The 15,535-nt window shown below is 69.2% G+C and carries 8 protein-coding genes; all 8 read right to left on the bottom strand.

The features are described from left to right. Nucleotides 1-17: 17 nt before the first annotated feature. On the bottom strand, nt 18-1,184 hold the full coding sequence (locus tag U858_RS0118585) for a CaiB/BaiF CoA-transferase family protein (RefSeq protein ID WP_025138660.1): 1,167 nt from the start codon (nt 1,182-1,184) through the stop codon (nt 18-20). Continuing rightward, nucleotides 1,181-1,876 (bottom strand): dienelactone hydrolase family protein, encoded by a 696-nt coding sequence (locus tag U858_RS0118580; RefSeq protein WP_025138659.1) that lies wholly within the window; start codon nt 1,874-1,876, stop codon nt 1,181-1,183. The genes U858_RS0118585 and U858_RS0118580 overlap by 4 nt, the downstream gene beginning before the upstream one ends. 16 nt (nt 1,877-1,892) lie before the next feature. Next, complete coding sequence (locus tag U858_RS0118575; protein WP_025138658.1) at nt 1,893-3,041, bottom strand: acyl-CoA dehydrogenase family protein; 1,149 nt, start codon at nt 3,039-3,041, stop codon at nt 1,893-1,895. Further along, nucleotides 3,041-4,015, bottom strand: a complete 975-nt coding sequence (locus tag U858_RS0118570; RefSeq protein ID WP_081821648.1) for a tripartite tricarboxylate transporter substrate binding protein — start codon at nt 4,013-4,015, stop codon at nt 3,041-3,043. The genes U858_RS0118575 and U858_RS0118570 overlap by 1 nt, the downstream gene beginning before the upstream one ends. After that, complete coding sequence (locus tag U858_RS0118565) at nt 4,012-4,818, bottom strand: citryl-CoA lyase (protein WP_025138656.1); 807 nt, start codon at nt 4,816-4,818, stop codon at nt 4,012-4,014. The genes U858_RS0118570 and U858_RS0118565 overlap by 4 nt, the downstream gene beginning before the upstream one ends. 135 nt (nt 4,819-4,953) lie before the next feature. Beyond that, nucleotides 4,954-6,159 (bottom strand): multidrug effflux MFS transporter, encoded by a 1,206-nt coding sequence (locus U858_RS0118560; RefSeq protein ID WP_025138655.1) that lies wholly within the window; start codon nt 6,157-6,159, stop codon nt 4,954-4,956. Next, complete coding sequence (locus U858_RS0118555) at nt 6,156-6,764, bottom strand: TetR/AcrR family transcriptional regulator (RefSeq protein ID WP_025138654.1); 609 nt, start codon at nt 6,762-6,764, stop codon at nt 6,156-6,158. Before U858_RS0118555 ends, U858_RS0118560 begins: the two co-directional genes overlap by 4 nt. A 153-nt stretch (nt 6,765-6,917) precedes the next feature. Then, nucleotides 6,918-15,452, bottom strand: coding sequence for an autotransporter-associated beta strand repeat-containing protein (locus U858_RS35375; RefSeq protein WP_025138653.1), 8,535 nt, complete (start codon nt 15,450-15,452; stop codon nt 6,918-6,920). Nucleotides 15,453-15,535 lie beyond the last annotated feature (83 nt).

Here is a 15,535-nt window from a genome sequence, read left to right as displayed (position 1 = left end):
CCTCTCTTGGTTGCGGGTCAGACCACCCCGGCCTGCTGCAGAATGTCCAGGTCCTGCGCCGATAGACCGGCCTCGCGCAGGACCTCGGCGGTGTGTTCGCCCAGGTCCGGCGGCGGCCGGAAATCGCTGCGGTTATCGCCGTCGTAGCGCACCGGCCGATGCGCTGCGCGCAAGGCGCCGTGGCGCGGATGAACCTGCTCGTAGAACACGCCCTGGTGCTGCACCTGCGGGTCGTCCGCCAGTTCGTCCAGCCGGCGTTCGGGCATGAACGGCACGTCGTGGCGTTCCAGCCGCGGTTCCCAGTAATCGCGGTCTTGCCCGGCAAACACCTCGGCCAGGGTCGTGGCCAGCGCCGGGTAGCGCTCGACCCGTTCGGCGCGCGTGGGATACGCCGCCAGCAGATCGGGCCGTTCGATGGCGGCCGCGAGACCACGCCAGAATTTTTCCGGCGACGACAGGTGCAGGCCGATGCGGCGCAGGTCGCGGCAGGTCACCACATACGATTGCGACATGGCTGCCCGCCCGTGCAGCGAGGGCGCCTGCCCGGTTGCCATCATCGCGGCCAGCGGCTCACAGGCCATGGCGATCATGGCCTCGAGCATGCTGACTTCCACCTTGCGACCGCGCCCGGTCTGCGCACGTTCGACCAGCGCGCCCAGCACGCCCAGAGCGGCATACAGGCCGGCCACCGCGTCCGACACTGCCGGGCCGGCCACCTTGGGGTCCGCGCCGGCATGAAACATGGATAGCCAGCCCGACGCCGCCTGCCCCACGTTGTCGTAGGCCGGCCGCGACGCGTACGGCCCGCTGGCGCCGAAGCCCGTGATCGAACACACCACCAGGCGCGAGTTCAGCGCCTGCAGCCGCTCGGCGCCCAGCCCCAGCTTGTCTTCGACGCCGGGGCGCATGTTCAGGATGATCGCGTCGGCCTGCGCCACCAGCCGGTCCAGCACGGCCAGCCCTTCTGGCCGGGTGTAGTCCAGCGACAGGCTGCGCTTGTTGCGGTTGTGCGCCTGGAACTGCGTGCTGTACAGGCCGCCCTTGAACGCGCGAAACGGGTCGCCCGTGCCCGGCCGTTCGATCTTGATGACATCGGCGCCCAGCTCGCCCAGCAGCATGCCGGCCAGCGGCGCCGTAATGAAATTGCCCAGGTCCAGGACCCGCAGGCCGCGCAGCACGGTCATGATGCGGCTCCCAGCGCCTGTTGCAGGAAACGCTGCGTGCGTTCGTGCGCAATGTCGGCGTCCATGCCCCCGCCCCGCGTGTAGAAGCCATGATCGGCCTCGGGATAGCGGTGCAGCACGGCCAGCGGCGCGGGCGGCAGCGCGGCTTCGATCTGGTCCACGGCGGCGGGCGGCGCGTAGCGGTCGCGGCCGCCGTAGTGCAGCATCAGCGGGCAGGCCAGCCGGTCGGCATCGTCCAGATGCGCCTCCACCCCGACGCCGTAGAACGTCACGGCGGCATCGATGTCCAGCGTGGCCGCCGCCCGATACGCCAGCTTGCCGCCCAGGCACAGGCCCAGCACCGCCACCTTGCCCGCGAAGTCCGGCCTGGCGCGCACCTGCGCTACGGTGCGGCCGATATCGTCGATGCCAGTGTCTTCGTCGAACCGTTCCAGGTATTCGAAGGCCTTGGCCACGCCGGCCTTGTCGTGCGGCAGTTCCACGCCAGGTTCCAGGCGCCAGAACAGGTCGGGCGCCAGCGCCAGATAGCCCTCGGCGGCGTAGCGGTCCACCAGCGCGCGGATCGTGTCGGTCACGCCGAAGATCTCCTGAAGAATGATCACCGCATGGCCGTTGGCGTGCGCCGGTTCGGCCACGTAGGCGGAAAACGTGCGGCCGTCGCCGGCTGCGATAGGTTCGTATCGGGAATGCATGGAATCCTCGTTGGCGTCAGGCCAGGTAATTGCCTTTCAGTATTTCGCGCGCGATCACATTGCGATGGATCTCGGTCGTGCCGTAGCCGATGGACATGCCGCGTGCGTCGCGGAAGTAGCGTTCGAACGGATACTCTTCGGACAGGCCGAAGGCCCCGGCCAGCTGCATCGCCTGGTTCGTGACCCGCACCGCCATTTCATTGGCATAGGTCTTGGCGATGGACACCTGGGCGACCGAATGCTGGCCGCGGTCCAGGCTGGCGGCCGCCGCGTACACCAGCGCCCGCGCCGCTTCCAGGTCGATCGCCATGTCGGCCAGCTTCCATTGCAGGCCCTGGTTGTCGGCCAGGGGGCGGCCGAACTGCACCCGGTCTTTCAGGTGCTGCGCCGCCTGCGCCAGCGCGGCGTGCGCCAGGCCCAGGCAGATGGGCGGGTTGCCGATGATGCGGTCGGCGTCGAACACCTGCAGCAGATCCTTCATCCGGCCCGGCGGCAGCAACAGATTGCCGGCCGGCACCGGGCAGTCCTGAAACACCAGTTCGGCCATGCCCGTGCCGCGCAGGCCCAGCAGGTCCAGATGCCGCCCCACCGAGAAACCCGGCGCGCCGCGCTCGACCAGCAAGGCCCCTACCCCTTTCATGCCGGGCTCGTCCGACAGGCGCACCAACACCAGGAAGACGTCGGCCACCTGGGCGCCGCTGCACCACAGCTTGCTGCCATTGACCACATAGTGGTCGCCGCGCAAGAGCGCGCGGGTCTGCACGTTGCCCACGTCCGACCCGGCGTTCGCTTCCGACATGCTCCAGGCCGCATAGCGTTCGGCCCGGGCAAAGGCCGGCAGGTAACGGCGCCGGATGTCGTCGGACCCGATATGCAGGATGGCGCGCGGGGTGGCGCCGTCGGTGCACGAAAACAGCATCGCGGTGTTGGCGCAGGAACGCGCCAGTTGCTCGACGATCAGCACCGTTTCCAGCAAGCCCAGGCCTGCGCCGCCGTAGGTTTCGGGCAGGAACACACCCGTGTAGCCATGCTCGGCCAGCACCTTCAGGTTCTCGATCGGCGGCCGGTATTCCTTGTCGGCGCTGGCCGCGGCCGGCGCGAACCGCGCCTGCGCCAACGCGCCTACCGTGTCGCGGATGAGCCGCTGTTCTTCTGTCAGTTCCACTATTCGCCCTTTGCGCCCGTCAGTTTGATGATCTGTTCGTACCTGGCCGACTCGTCGTCCATGAAGCGTGCAAACGCTGCCGGGTCGGACGGCGCAGCCTCGACGCCCAATTGATCGAGCTGTTCGCGCAGCGCCGGGTCTTGCATCGCCCGGCGCAGCTCGGCGCTCAGGCGCTGCACCCGGTCGGGCGGCGTGGCGGCCGGCGCCACCACGCCGTACCAGGTCATGAAGGCGAAATTCGGCAGGCCCGACTCGGCCACCGTGGGAATGTCGGGCGCAATCGGCGAACGCTTCGGCCCGGACACCGCCAACGCCGTCAGCCGGCCATTGCGCACCTGCGGCAGGCCCGTGGACATGCCGGTGTACATCACGTCCACCTGGCCGCCCAGCAGGTCGGCCAGCGCCGGCGCCACGCCCTTGTACGGCACATGCACCAAGTCGACGCCGGCCATCGCACGAGTCAATTCCATCGCCAGGTAATGCGGCGTGCCATTGCCGATCGACGCATAGGTGATCTTGCCCGGCCGTGCCCGCGCGGCATCCAGCAGCTGCTTGACACTGGTCCAGCCCGTCTTGGGATTGGCCACCAGGATGAACGGCACCGACACCAGTTGGCCGACGGGCGCGAAGTCCTTGTGCGTGTCGTAGGGCTGGCGCTGCGGGTAGAACAGCGGATTGAGCACATGGGAATCAGTGACCAGGCCGATGGTGTAGCCGTCAGGTTCTGCCCGCGCCACGGCGTCCGAGCCGATGATGGTGCTGGCCCCGGGCCGGTTCTCGACGATGACGGGCTGGCCCAGGCTTTCAGACAGCCGCTTGCCCACGGCCCGCGCCACGATGTCGGTGCCGCCGCCCGGCGGATACGGCACGATGAAACGGATGGGCTTTTCGGGCCAGGCCGCGCTTGCCGCCTGGGCGCCCAGCAACATGCCGCAAGCGGCTGCCAACACGGCCGCATGTTTCCTGAGCATCATGGCGCCTCCCGGCGGCCGTTGCCGGCGGTGGGGTCGTCCTGGCGGCTGGCCTCGGCTTCGGTGCGCTGCCAGATTTCGCGCGCGATGGGGTTGCCCTGCTCTTCCGCCAGGTGCCCCACCAGCCCCACCGCCCGCCCGATCACGGCGATGCCGCGCGCGGCTTTCCAGGAAATGCCCAGTTCACAGCACAGCGCGCCGATGGCGCCCGTGGCATTGATGGGCAACGGTTTGCTCAGCCCCGCCTGGGCATGGGCGCCGATGGCCAGCATCAGTTCGACATAGCGGCCGGCATGGCCTTCCTGTTCGGCGATCGAGAACAGCCGCGCGGTGCGCGGGTCTTGCGGTTTGTGCAGGTTGTGGCCCAGGCCGGGAATGGACTGCCCCCGGGCGCGAAAATCCGCCACGATTCGGCGGGCCAGCGTGTCCGCATCCTGGTCGCCGGGCGCTTCCCAGGCCTCGTGCAGCATGCGGGCGGCGCCTTCGGCGGTGCCGGCGAACGTCGTGCCCATGCCGCACAGCCCTGCCGCCACCGCCGCCTGCAACGATTCCGGCGCGCCCAGGTAGACCAGCCGCGACACGATCGCCATGGGCGTCATGCCATGTTCGACCAGCGTCACCAGAATGGCGTTGAACACGCGCGACTGGCGGCTGTCGGGCAGCCGGCCGGTCATTTCCAGGTACGCCATGTCCCCCAGGTTCAGGGTGCCGATGACGTCCTCGACCAGGTCGAACCCCTGGACGAAAATGCGGTCGGGCGTGCTGCGGCCCATGCCGCTGCGGATGGGCTTGCGGTCGTGATCCATGCTGTCTCCTGCACCGTTTTGCTGGCGCTTGTTCTATGGGCGGCATCGGCCACCTCTTGGAGACGAAAGATAGGCCTAGGCGTCAGGCGCTGTCCAATAGATGGACGCCATTGGCGGTATGCGGGAAACGCATAGTCATGCCCGCCGCCCGGCCACGACACACAAGCCCGCCGCCAACACCCCGCACGCAAAGATCGCCACCGGCAGCAGGCCCGGCCCCTGCGGCGCCAGGCTGACCGCGTAGCCGATGGCGGCGGACATCAGATAATGCAGCGTGCCCATCAGCGCAGACGCCACGCCCGCCTGTTTGCCGGCGTGGCTCATCGTCAGTGCGGTCAGGTTGCCGAAGATCAGGCCCAGCGCGCCGACCGCCACGGCCAGCAGGGCCGCGTACACGGCCAATGGCGCCTGCCCGGCCAGCACCGCGCCGAACAGCGCCAGCCCCGCCAGCGCATGGATCCCGATGCCGGCCAGCGTCAGTGCGCCGGCCCCGCGACCCTGTCCCAGCAAGCGGTTGCTGATCATGCCGCCCAGCACCAGGGCCACCGAATTGCCCGCGAACACGTAGCTGAACTGCGTCGCGCTCAGGCCGAAATGCCCGGTGAACACAAAGGCCGACGCGCTGATGTAGTTGAACAGCGACCCCAGCACGAAGCCGCCTGCCAAGGTGTAGGCCATGAAGGCCGGGTGCCGCAGCTGCCGGCCGTAGGCCCGCAGGATGGCACCGCCGTTGAGCGGCGCGCGGCGCTGCACCGGCAGGGAATCGGGCAGCGCCCGCCAGCCCCACAGCAGCCCTGCCGCACCCAGACCCGCCAGTACCCAGAACACGCCACGCCAGCCGCCATGACCCAGCAGGTAGCCGCCCAGGATAGGCGCCGCGATGGGCGCGATCATCATCACCTGCATCAGCAGCGAGAAAATACGCGCGGATTCGGCCACGCCGCACAGGTCGGCCACGATGGCGCGCGGCGTCACCAGCCCGGCCGCGGCGCCCAGCGCCTGCACGAAGCGGGCGGCCAGCAGCCATTCCACTGACGGCGCCACGGCCGCCATCACCGAACCGGCCACGAACACCGCCACGCCCGCCAGCAGCGGCAGGCGGCGGCCGTAGCGGTCCAGCAAGGGGCCGTACAGCGCCTGGCCGATGGCCAGCCCGGCCAGGAAGATGGACAGCGTCTGCTGGATGCGCCCGGGCGGCACGCCGAAGTCGTCGGCAATGGCCGGCATGCCCGGCAGGTACATGTCGATGGCCATGGCGTCCAGCGCCGTCAGCAAGGCCAGCAGCAGGATCAGGCCCGCGCCGATCAGGGGCGCGCGGTGGGTCGTGGCGGCGCCGTTCATGCCGCGCGCGCCGGTCGGATGGCCTGCGCCAGGCCATCGGCCAGCATGCGCTGCATGGCGTCCAGCCGCTCGCCCGCCTGCCCCGCGTTGGTATAGACCAGCTTGACCTGCACCGCGTCGATCAGGCCCAGGTAGGCCTCGACATAGCGCGCGGCATCGGCGCGGGCCAGCTTGCCGCGCTGCCCGGCCCAGGCGCGCAACCGGGCATCGAAGTCGCGGCGCAGTTGCGCCAGGTAGGTTTCATAGTCGGCGGTGATGGCCGTTTCCAGCGCGTCGGGCGGCACGTAGCTGGCGCGCAGCAAGAAGCGCAGCGGCCGGGATTCGCCGTGCCGTCCGACCAGGTGGGCGCAGTAGGCGGAACCCGGCAAGGCGCTGTCCGGTTCGTCGGCGAAGCATTGGCGCGCCGTCTGCATTTCCTGCGCAAGCGCGTCGCCGAAGATCTCCAGGTACAGGGCGTTCTTGCTGGCGAAATGGGTATACAGCGAGGCCTTGCGGATGCCGACGGTGTCGGCAATGTCGGCCAGGGAGGCGCCTTCGTAGCCGCGGTCGGCGAAATGGCTGAGGGCGGCATCTAGGATGCGCTGGACGGCGGGGGTGCGGGTCATGGCGAAATTCCGGGTTCGGTCGGCGCTGGGCCGAAACGCCTGGCGCGGCCGACGGCTGCGTTCAGGTGCACGGAATATAGACTAACTACCGGTCGGTAGTCTAGTCAGCTGTGACCTACGGCCACCACCCATTGCCCGAACGCCGGCCCGCCATCACCAGCTGATCCGCACGCCCACGTTGCCCTGCACCAGGTCGCGCCGCTCGCCGCCCAGGTTGAAGCCGTAGCCCGCGGACGCATACACGCTGACGCGTTCGCTGGCCTTGACCGACATGCCGACTCCCAGCCGGGCCTGCGTGCCGCCCATGGCCGATTGCGTCGTGGTGTCTTCGCCGAAGCGCACACGGTCGTTGCCGCCCAAGGTATGCAACAGGTCGGCCCGCACATAGGGCTTCCAGGTGGCCCCGCCTGCCTGATACTCGCCTTGCAGCCGCGCCCCTACCCGCCCGATCAGCGCGTTCCTGGGCGCGAAGCTGACGTCGGATGCCGAATCGCGAACCGTGTCGATGCGCGTGTTCTGGTAGATCACCTGGGCCTGCGGCTCAAGGGTCAAGGTGGGATTCAACGTGATCGGCAGCCCCGCCTCGACCGACGCCGTAACCGCCCGGCCGTTGGTGGATGATGTGTCGCCCGCGCCGGAATCGGGCTTGACCTTCAGGTGGCTGCCCATGATGACGGTATCGGTGTACCAGCCGCCGGGACCGACGTGCGTCCAGTAGCCGCCCAGGCTGTAGGAATCGATGGCCAGCTTGCCGGCGCGATAGTCGTCCTGGCCCATCGCGAAGCCCCGCACGTTGCCATCGGCGCGCGCATAGCCCAGGAATACGCCGAAACGGTCCTGGTGGCCGCTGTCGGTGCGGCGGGCATAAAGGTCCTGCCCCACCTGCAGGCCGAAGACATTGCCGCTGAACGACTGACGCACCGTGCCGTCGCGACGCTCGGAAAAATGGTCGCCCCAGGTGCGCGCCCAGCCCGCCGGCAGGCGCCCTTCGCCCGTCAGCAGGTCCTGGTTGCCCTGGCGGTCGTGGAACGTGCCGATCTGCTGCACCGCCAGCTCGCGCGCCAGCGAAGGCACCTCGCTGTAGATCGGCACGCCTGGCCGGTACGTCGGCACGCTGGGCGGGTCGATGCCCCGGGTGCCGGGATTGGGGTTGGAACCGGCCAGTTCGGAACGCAGGTACCAGTTCTGCTCATTGCCGGCCGCGAGGCCGCCGCGGAACAGCTGATAGGAATACGCGCCCGCGTACACGCCCGCCCCGGTGGCGAAGGCGCTCGGCGCCGTGGTCGCGCCGTTGAGCGCCTGCACCACCTGGATGCCGTCACCGGTGGTCTTGGCGCCCAGGCCGCCGCGGTTGGTGATACGCAGCGTGGTGCTGCCGGTGGCTGCGCCGCCGCTGATGACCAGTTTGTCGGTCGGGGAATTGTCGGCCCCCAGCACGGTGCTCAGCGCCACCACGCCCGCTTGCCCCTGGTAGTTGCCGGTGACGGTCAGCCGGTTGCCCGGCGCGGCGCCCGCCAGGTCGACCACGCCGCTGTTGATGAGGTTGCCGCGGATGGCGAAGCCGCCCGCGCCACCGCCCAGCCCGGGAAAGGCATCGGCCACCGACAGCGTGCCGGCATTGGTGACATTGCCCGTGACGCTGCCGTAGCCGCCGAAGCGGGCGCCGCTTTGCACCGTCACCGACCCGCCGCTGTTGATGGCCGCGCTCGGGTTCGCTGCGTCGCCCACGGCCAGTCCCCCGGCCGCGACCGTGGTGCCGCCGGAATAGCCGTTGACGGCATTGAATACGGTCGTGCCGCTGCCCTGCTGGATCACCTGGCCGCTGCCGTTGATGGGGTCCGCCTGCACGTAACGGTCCGACCGGTTGAAGGCCAGCACGCCGTCGTTGCTGACCAGGCCCATGATGTTGCCGCGGGTGCCGCCATCGCCGACCTGCAGCGTGCCGGCCTTGATGACGGTAACGCCGTCCTTGACGACGCTGGCGCTGCCATAGCTGTTGTTGCCCGTCAGGATGGCCGTGCCGTCGCCCAGCTTGGTCAGCGAGCCGGCGCCGCCGATGTCGCTGGCCACGACCAGCGTGGTGCCGGCCACCGGTTCCACGCTGCCGCCCATGGCGCCCAGGGTGATCGGCCGCGACTGCGTCAGGCTCTGCGTGGTGTGCAGCGTGCCGCCGTTCATGGCCAGCGCGGCGCCAGCCGCGCCCAGCGCCGCGTCATTGGCGATCTGCACGGTGCCGCCATTGATCGCGGTGCCGCCGGTGTAAGTGTTGGCGGCGTCCAGGACCAAGGTGCCCAGGTCGCTCTTGACCAGCCGCGACGCGCCGGTCAGCACCGAATCGATCGTGGTGATGTACGCCGTGCCCAGGCTGCTGCCATCGCCCACCCGGATCGTCGTGCCGCCGTCGGTGTCGGGCACCAGTTCGATCGCCCCGCCCGTCAGCCGGTAGCCATTGCTGGCGAACTGCATGCCGCCGCTGCGCACCGGGCCCAGGCTGTTGTCGACCGTGACCGTGCCGGGCGCCGCCATGAAGATGGCGAAGGTGGCGTCGGCGTACGGCGCATTGGGCACGCCCAGGGAATTGGTCCAGTTGTCGTTGCCGGCGGCGTTCTGCCAGAAGCCGTTGCCGCCATCGACCGTGCCGTTGTTCTTGCCCGCGGCCAGCGCGCCGTCCCAGAAATTCAAGGTCAGCCCGGCGGTATTGACCAGGTTCACCTGCTTGGCCACGGCGGTCTGCACCGAGAACGACGGCGACGGAATGGTGCCGATGGTCAGGCCGCTGCCTGTCAACGTGCCGTCGTAGCTGATGACGCGGTACACGCCCGGGTCGAAGCTGCCGCCCGGCGCGGTGGCCACGTTGAGCGTGCCATTGAGCGCCAGATTACCCTTGACGATGGTCAGGTCATTGAGCGGCCCGCCCACCGTGCCAGCCTGGCCGAAGTTGTAGGCCAGCGTGGCGGCGTTGTCCAGGGTGAGATCGCCGGTGATCGTCAAGGTGCCTGGTGCGCCGGTCAGGTCGCCGGGCGACAGCGTGCCGGCCACGAAGGTGTTGCCGCCGATGATGCCGGTGCCGCCCAGGGTACTGCCGCCGGTCGCGAAGGTGCCGCCAGTGGCCGCGCTCTGGTCGCCGTTCACGAACAGCGAACCCGCCATCGCCACCGTCACGCCGCTGTAGGTGTTCTTGCCTGTCAGCACCGTCTGGCCGCTGCCGTTCTGCACGACCGCGCCGTTACCCGAAATCACGCCGTTCAGCATCACCTGGTCGCTGCGAACCACCACCAGGACCCCGTTGTTGACGACGTCGCCCTGGAGCCCGCCGCTGGTACCGCCATTGCCCAGTTGCAGCGTGCCCGACGTGATGGTGGTGCCGCCGGTGTAGGTGTTGTTGGCGGTCAGGATGGTGGTGCCGGTGCCCAGCTGATTGACGCCGCCACCCCCGCTGATGAGGCCCCCGAACAGATAGCCGTCGCTGCGATTGAACGCCAGCGTGCCGTTGTTGGACACATTGCCGACGATGCTGCCTGTGGGCCCGCCCGCGCCCAGCTGCAAGGTGCCCGCCGTAATCGTGGTGCCGCCGGTATAGGTGTTGGCACCGGTCAGCACCGTCGTGCCGCTGCCGATCTGGCTGACGCTGCCTGCGCCGCTGACCTGCCCGCCGAAGGTATAGGTGTCGCTGCGGTTGAACACCAGCGCGCCGTTGTTGGCCACGTCGCCAACGATGCCGCCGGTAGCGCCGCCCGCGCCCAGTTGCAGGGTGCCTGCCGTAATCGAGGTGCCGCCGGTGTAGGCATTGTTGGCGGTCAGCACCGTGGTACCGCTGCCGTTCTGGCTGACCGTGCCGCCACCGCTGACAAGACCGCCGAAGGTATACGTATCACTGCGGTTGAACGCCAGCGCGCCATTGTTGGCCACGTCGCCAACGATGCCGCCGGTAGCGCCGCCCGCACCCAGTTGCAGCGTACCCGCCGAGATCGTGGTGCCGCCGGTATAGGTGTTCGTGCCGGTCAGCACCGTGGTACCGGTGCCCTGCTGCACGACGCTGCCGGACCCGCTGACGACGCCCGCGTAGGTGGTCGCATTGCTGCGATTGAACGCCAGCGTGCCGTTGTTGGCCACATCGCCCAGCAGGCTGCCGGCGGCCGAGCCGCCCGCGCCAGAACCCAGCTGCAACGTGCCGGCCATGATGGTGGTGCCGCCGGTATAGCCATTGTCCGCGGCCAGCGTCAGGGTGCCCGTGCCCAGCTTGCCCAGTGCGCCGCTGCCCATGACCGCGCTGGTCAGCGTCAACGCGTTGGCGCCAGTGACCTCGAAGCGTCCCCCGCCCGCGCCCAGCGTGGTGGCGCGCCCCGTGGCAAAACTGCCGGCGGCGCGCAGCGTGCCGCCATCCAGCGACAACGCGCCGCTGGCCGCGCCCAGATTGTTGTCCTGCGTGACCTGCAACGCGCCGCCGTTGATGGCGGTGCCGCCGGTGTAGGTGTTGGCGCCGGCCAGCACCAGCGTGCCCAGGTCGGTCTTGACCAGTTTGGCCGCGCCGTCCAGCACCGCCGTGATCGCGGCCGCGTAGGTGGCGCCGTCGGCCGACCCCGCGCCCACCCGGATGATCGCCTCGCTGGGGCCGCCGCCGGCCACGGGCACCCCGATCAGCGTCAGCGCGTCGCTGCCGGTGTTGCCTTGCAGCACATAGCCGTCGGTGGCGAACTGCATGCCTTGCACGTTGATCGGGCCATTGCTGGTGCTGTCCACCAGCACCGTGCCGCTCTGGCCGGTGAAGATCGCGAACGCGCCCTGGCTCCAGGGAGCATTGACGGCGCCGCCCGCGTCCGTCCAGTTGTCGTTGATGCCGTTGGGGGCCACCCAGGTGCCCGCCCCGCCATTGACCTGGCCGTTGTTCTTGGGCCCCGCGTCGCCGTCCCAGTAGTTCAGCGTCAGGCCGTTGGTGTTGACCAGGTTGACCTGCTTGTCCACCGACGTCTGCACGAAATAATCGGCCGGGTTCGACCCCGCGGGCAACGTCCCCACCGTCAGGCCCCCAGGGTTGGATAGCGTGCCGCCGTAGTTGATGATGCGGTAGATGCCCGGGTCGAAGCGGCCCCCGGGCGACAGCGACACGTTGAGCTTGCCGCCCAGGCTGACGTTGCCGCCCACGTTGGTCAGGTCGTTGAACGGGCCGCCTGCCACGTTGGCCTGGCCGAATGCGTAATTGAGCGAGGTGCCGCTGCCCAGCGTCAGGTTGCCGCGGATGGTCAGCGTGCCGGGCGCCGTGCTGTTGTCACCCGGGGACAGGATGCTGTTGCCTGTCAACGTGACGTCGCCGCCGATGATGCCCTTGCCCCCCAACGTCGCCGCGTTGTTGACGGTGGTGGCGCCCAGGGCCGTGGTCTGGTCGCCGTTGATGAACAGGCCGCCGGCGTTGACCGTGGTGGCGCCGGCATAGCTGTTGCTGGCGCTGAGCACGGTGGTGCCTGCGCCCTGCTGCGTCACCGTGCCGGCGCCGCTGATCGCGCCGCCAAAGGCATAGTCATTGCCCCGGTTGAACACCAGGCCGCCGTTGTTGACGACATTGCCGACCAGGCTGCCGGTGGCCCCGCCCGCGCCCAGCTGCAAGGTCCCCGCCGAGATCGTGGTGCCGCCCGTATAGGTGTTGTCGGCGGTCAGCGTGGTCGTGCCCGAGCCGATCTGCGTCACGCCGCCCGTGCCGCTGATCGTGCCGCCGAAGGTGTAGGCATTGTTGCGGTTGAACGCCAGCGTGCCGCTGTTGGCCACGTTGCCCAGGATGCTGCCCGTGGCCGACCCGCCCACGCCCGTGCCCAGCTGCAACGTGCCGCTGGAAACGGTGGTGCCCCCGGCATAGGTCGCATCGCCGGCCAGGGCCAGCGTCCCGGTGCCCAGCAGCGTCAGCGCGCCCGCGCCCGTCACCGGGCTGGTCAGCGTCAGCGTGGACCCGCCCGCCATGTCGAAGCGTCCGCCCGCCGCGCGCAGGTCGGTCGCACGGTTCGACGCAAAGCTGCCCGCGGCGCGCAGCGTGCCCCCGTCCAGCGTCAGGCCCGTGCCCGCCGCGCCCAGGTTGCTGTCCTGGCTGACCTGCAGCACGCCGCCATTGATGGCGGTGCCGCCGGTATAGGTATTGACGCCCGACAGCACCAGCGTGCCCAGGTCGGTCTTGACCAGCTTGGCCGCGCCGGCCACCGTCGCGGCGATGGTGGCGGTGTAACCGGCGCCTTCGGCCACGCCATTGCCCACGCGGATCACGGCCTCGTTGGGCCCGCCGCCCGTGACCGCAACGCCCACCAGCGTCAACGCGTCGGCCGCCAGGTTGTTGACCAGCGTGTAGCCGTCGGCGGCAAACTGCATCCCCTGTGTCAGGATGGCGCCGCGAGTCGTGCTGTCGACCCGGACGGTATCACCCTGCCCCATGAATACGGCGAATGCGCTCTGGCTCCACGGCGCGTTCAAGGCGCCGTTCATGCCCGTCCAGTTGTCGTTGGCCAGCGGCCCGTCGGCCATCCAGATACCCGGCCCGCCATCGACGGTGTTGTTGTTCTTGTTCAGCGGATTGGCGCCGTCCCAATAGTTCAACGTCAGGCCATTGGTGTTGACCAGGTTGACCTGCTTGTCCACCGAGGTCTGGATGAAATAGTTGCCCGGCGTGGGCACCGTGCCCAGCGCCAGCGTGCCGCTGCGCGTACCGGCGTAGTTGATGACGCGGTACACGCCCGGATCGAACGAGCCGCCCGCCGAGGTCTGCACATTGAGCGTGCCGCCCAGGGCCAGGTTGCCGCCCACGTTGGTCAGGTCGTTGAAGGGGCCGCCCACGACGCCGGCCTGGCCGAACGAATACGCCAGCGCCGAGCCGCTTTGCAGCGTCAGGTCGCCGCCGATCGTAAGCAGGCCCGGCGCGGCGCCGATACTGCCCGGCGCCAAGGTGCCGCCGGTCTGCACGGTGACACTGCCCCCCAGCGCGCCCGTGCCGCCCAACGTGGCGCCGCTGCCCACGGTGGCCGCGCCGGTGCCCGTCTGCGTGCCGTTGACGTACAGCGCGCCCGCCGTCACCGCCGTGGGGCCGGCGTAGCTGTTGTTTGCGGTCAGGATCGTGCTGCCCGAACCGCTTTGGCGAATGCCGCCGCTGCCGCTGATCAGGTTGCCGAAGGTGAACAGGTCGCTGCGATTGAAGGCCAGCGTGCCGTTGTTGGTGATGGCGCTGCCGCTGGGCAGGTTGCCCGACGCGCTACCGTTGCCCAGCTGCAGCGTGCCGGCCGCGATCGTGGTGGCGCCCGCCCAGCTGTTGGCATTGCTGGTCAGCACGACGGTGTCGGCGCCGTCCTTGGTCAAGCTACCTGCGCCGGTGATGGCTTGGGTCAGTGTGCCCGTCACGCCGGCGTTGGCGGCGAGCGTGCCGTTGTTGGCAGTAACGGTGACGCTGCGGCTGCCGGACAGGCTGAAGCTGTTGGTGAACGCCAGCCCGCCGCCGTCCAGCGTGATGCCGCCGCCTGTGCCGCCCAGCGCATTGTCAGCGCCCACGGCCACCGTGCCGCCCTGTATCGTCGTGCCGCCCTGGTAGGTGTTGGCGCCCGACAGCGTCAGGATGCCGGCCGCGATCTTGCGTATGGCGCCGGTGCCGCTGATCGTGCCTGCATAGGTGCCGTTGTCCGGCTGATTGAACAGCACCAGGCCATTGTTGGCCACGCTGGGCGGCAGGCTCTGCGCACGCGCTTCCAGCGTGCCCGCCGCGTCGACGAGCACCGAGCCGTTGAAGCTGGTGTTGTCGCCCGTCAAGGCCAGCGTGCCGCCCTGCACCTCCACCGCCAGCGGCGTACCGCCGCCATTGCCGCCGACCGTGCCCGACAACGTCCACTTGCCGTCGCCCGTCTTGGTCAGCGACTGGAAGTTGCGGATGGCGCCGGGCAAGGTATCGCTGGACCCCGCCTCGCCGGCCAGCAACAGGCTGTTGGTGCCGCCGCCGCCGTTGAAGCCCCCCGTGATGACCGATCCCGGATACAGCGTCAGCGAATCATTGCCGCTGGCAAACGTCAGGCTGCCGTTCACGACGGCGCCGCTGCGATTGATGAAGTTGACGTTGCCGCTGCCGCTGTTGCCGATCACATTGCTGCTGGTGCCGTTGCCGGCCTGGATCGTGCCGTAGTTGTCGACCGTATTGGCCGCGCCCAGCGTGCGGTCTTCGAACCAGATGGCGGCCGCATTGCCGCCGGAGATCACGCCGCGGTTGATGATGGCGTTGCCGGCGCCCATGACGTTGATGGCTTCGGCATTGGCCTGCGTGCCCAGCGCCTGGATCTTGCCGCCCTGGGCAATGTTCAGCGTGCCGTTCGAGCCGAATTCGACTGTGTTGTTGCCGGTGCTCCACAAGCCTGCGCCGGACGTGGCGTTATTGGAAATGACGGCGCCGGCGTTCACGGTGATCTGGGCGTTGTCCCCCAGGCTGACGGCGTTGGCGTTCGTCACTTCCAGCCGGGCATTGGGCTGCAGCGTCACCGCCGCGCCGCTGGCAGTGGTGGGGCCTTGCCCTATTGGCGTCGTGGCGGGATTGGGCGCGTTGGTGTTGCAGGTGGTGGTGGAGCCGCTGGTCACGCAAGCGGCCTGCACGCCCGTTGCGGGCCAACCGCCGAACAAGGCCGCGCCGACAAGCACGGTCAGGGGACGAGGGACGAGCTTGAACGACTTGGCTTCTTGCATCGCGTGCTCCACGCCGATCGACGGATATTAATTTTTCGGATTAATACTTTTGGCCTGATCTTGCGCGGCGATTATTTATGATT

The sequence above is a fragment of the Achromobacter sp. DH1f genome, from assembly GCF_000633435.1.
GTDB lineage: Bacteria > Pseudomonadota > Gammaproteobacteria > Burkholderiales > Burkholderiaceae_B > Achromobacter > Achromobacter deleyi.
Note: the sequence above shows the minus strand (reverse complement) of the source record. Positions and strands in the feature narration are given on the sequence as shown.

Coding starts and splice junctions, on each gene's coding strand:
- U858_RS0118585 (WP_025138660.1), bottom strand. CDS start 1,184: ATGACCGTGCTGCGCGGCCTGCGGGTCCTGGACCTGGGCAATTTCATT.
- U858_RS0118580 (WP_025138659.1), bottom strand. CDS start 1,876: ATGCATTCCCGATACGAACCTATCGCAGCCGGCGACGGCCGCACGTTT.
- U858_RS0118570 (WP_081821648.1), bottom strand. CDS start 4,015: ATGATGCTCAGGAAACATGCGGCCGTGTTGGCAGCCGCTTGCGGCATG.
- U858_RS0118565 (WP_025138656.1), bottom strand. CDS start 4,818: ATGGATCACGACCGCAAGCCCATCCGCAGCGGCATGGGCCGCAGCACG.
- U858_RS0118560 (WP_025138655.1), bottom strand. CDS start 6,159: ATGAACGGCGCCGCCACGACCCACCGCGCGCCCCTGATCGGCGCGGGC.
- U858_RS0118555 (WP_025138654.1), bottom strand. CDS start 6,764: ATGACCCGCACCCCCGCCGTCCAGCGCATCCTAGATGCCGCCCTCAGC.
- U858_RS35375 (WP_025138653.1), bottom strand. CDS start 15,452: ATGCAAGAAGCCAAGTCGTTCAAGCTCGTCCCTCGTCCCCTGACCGTG.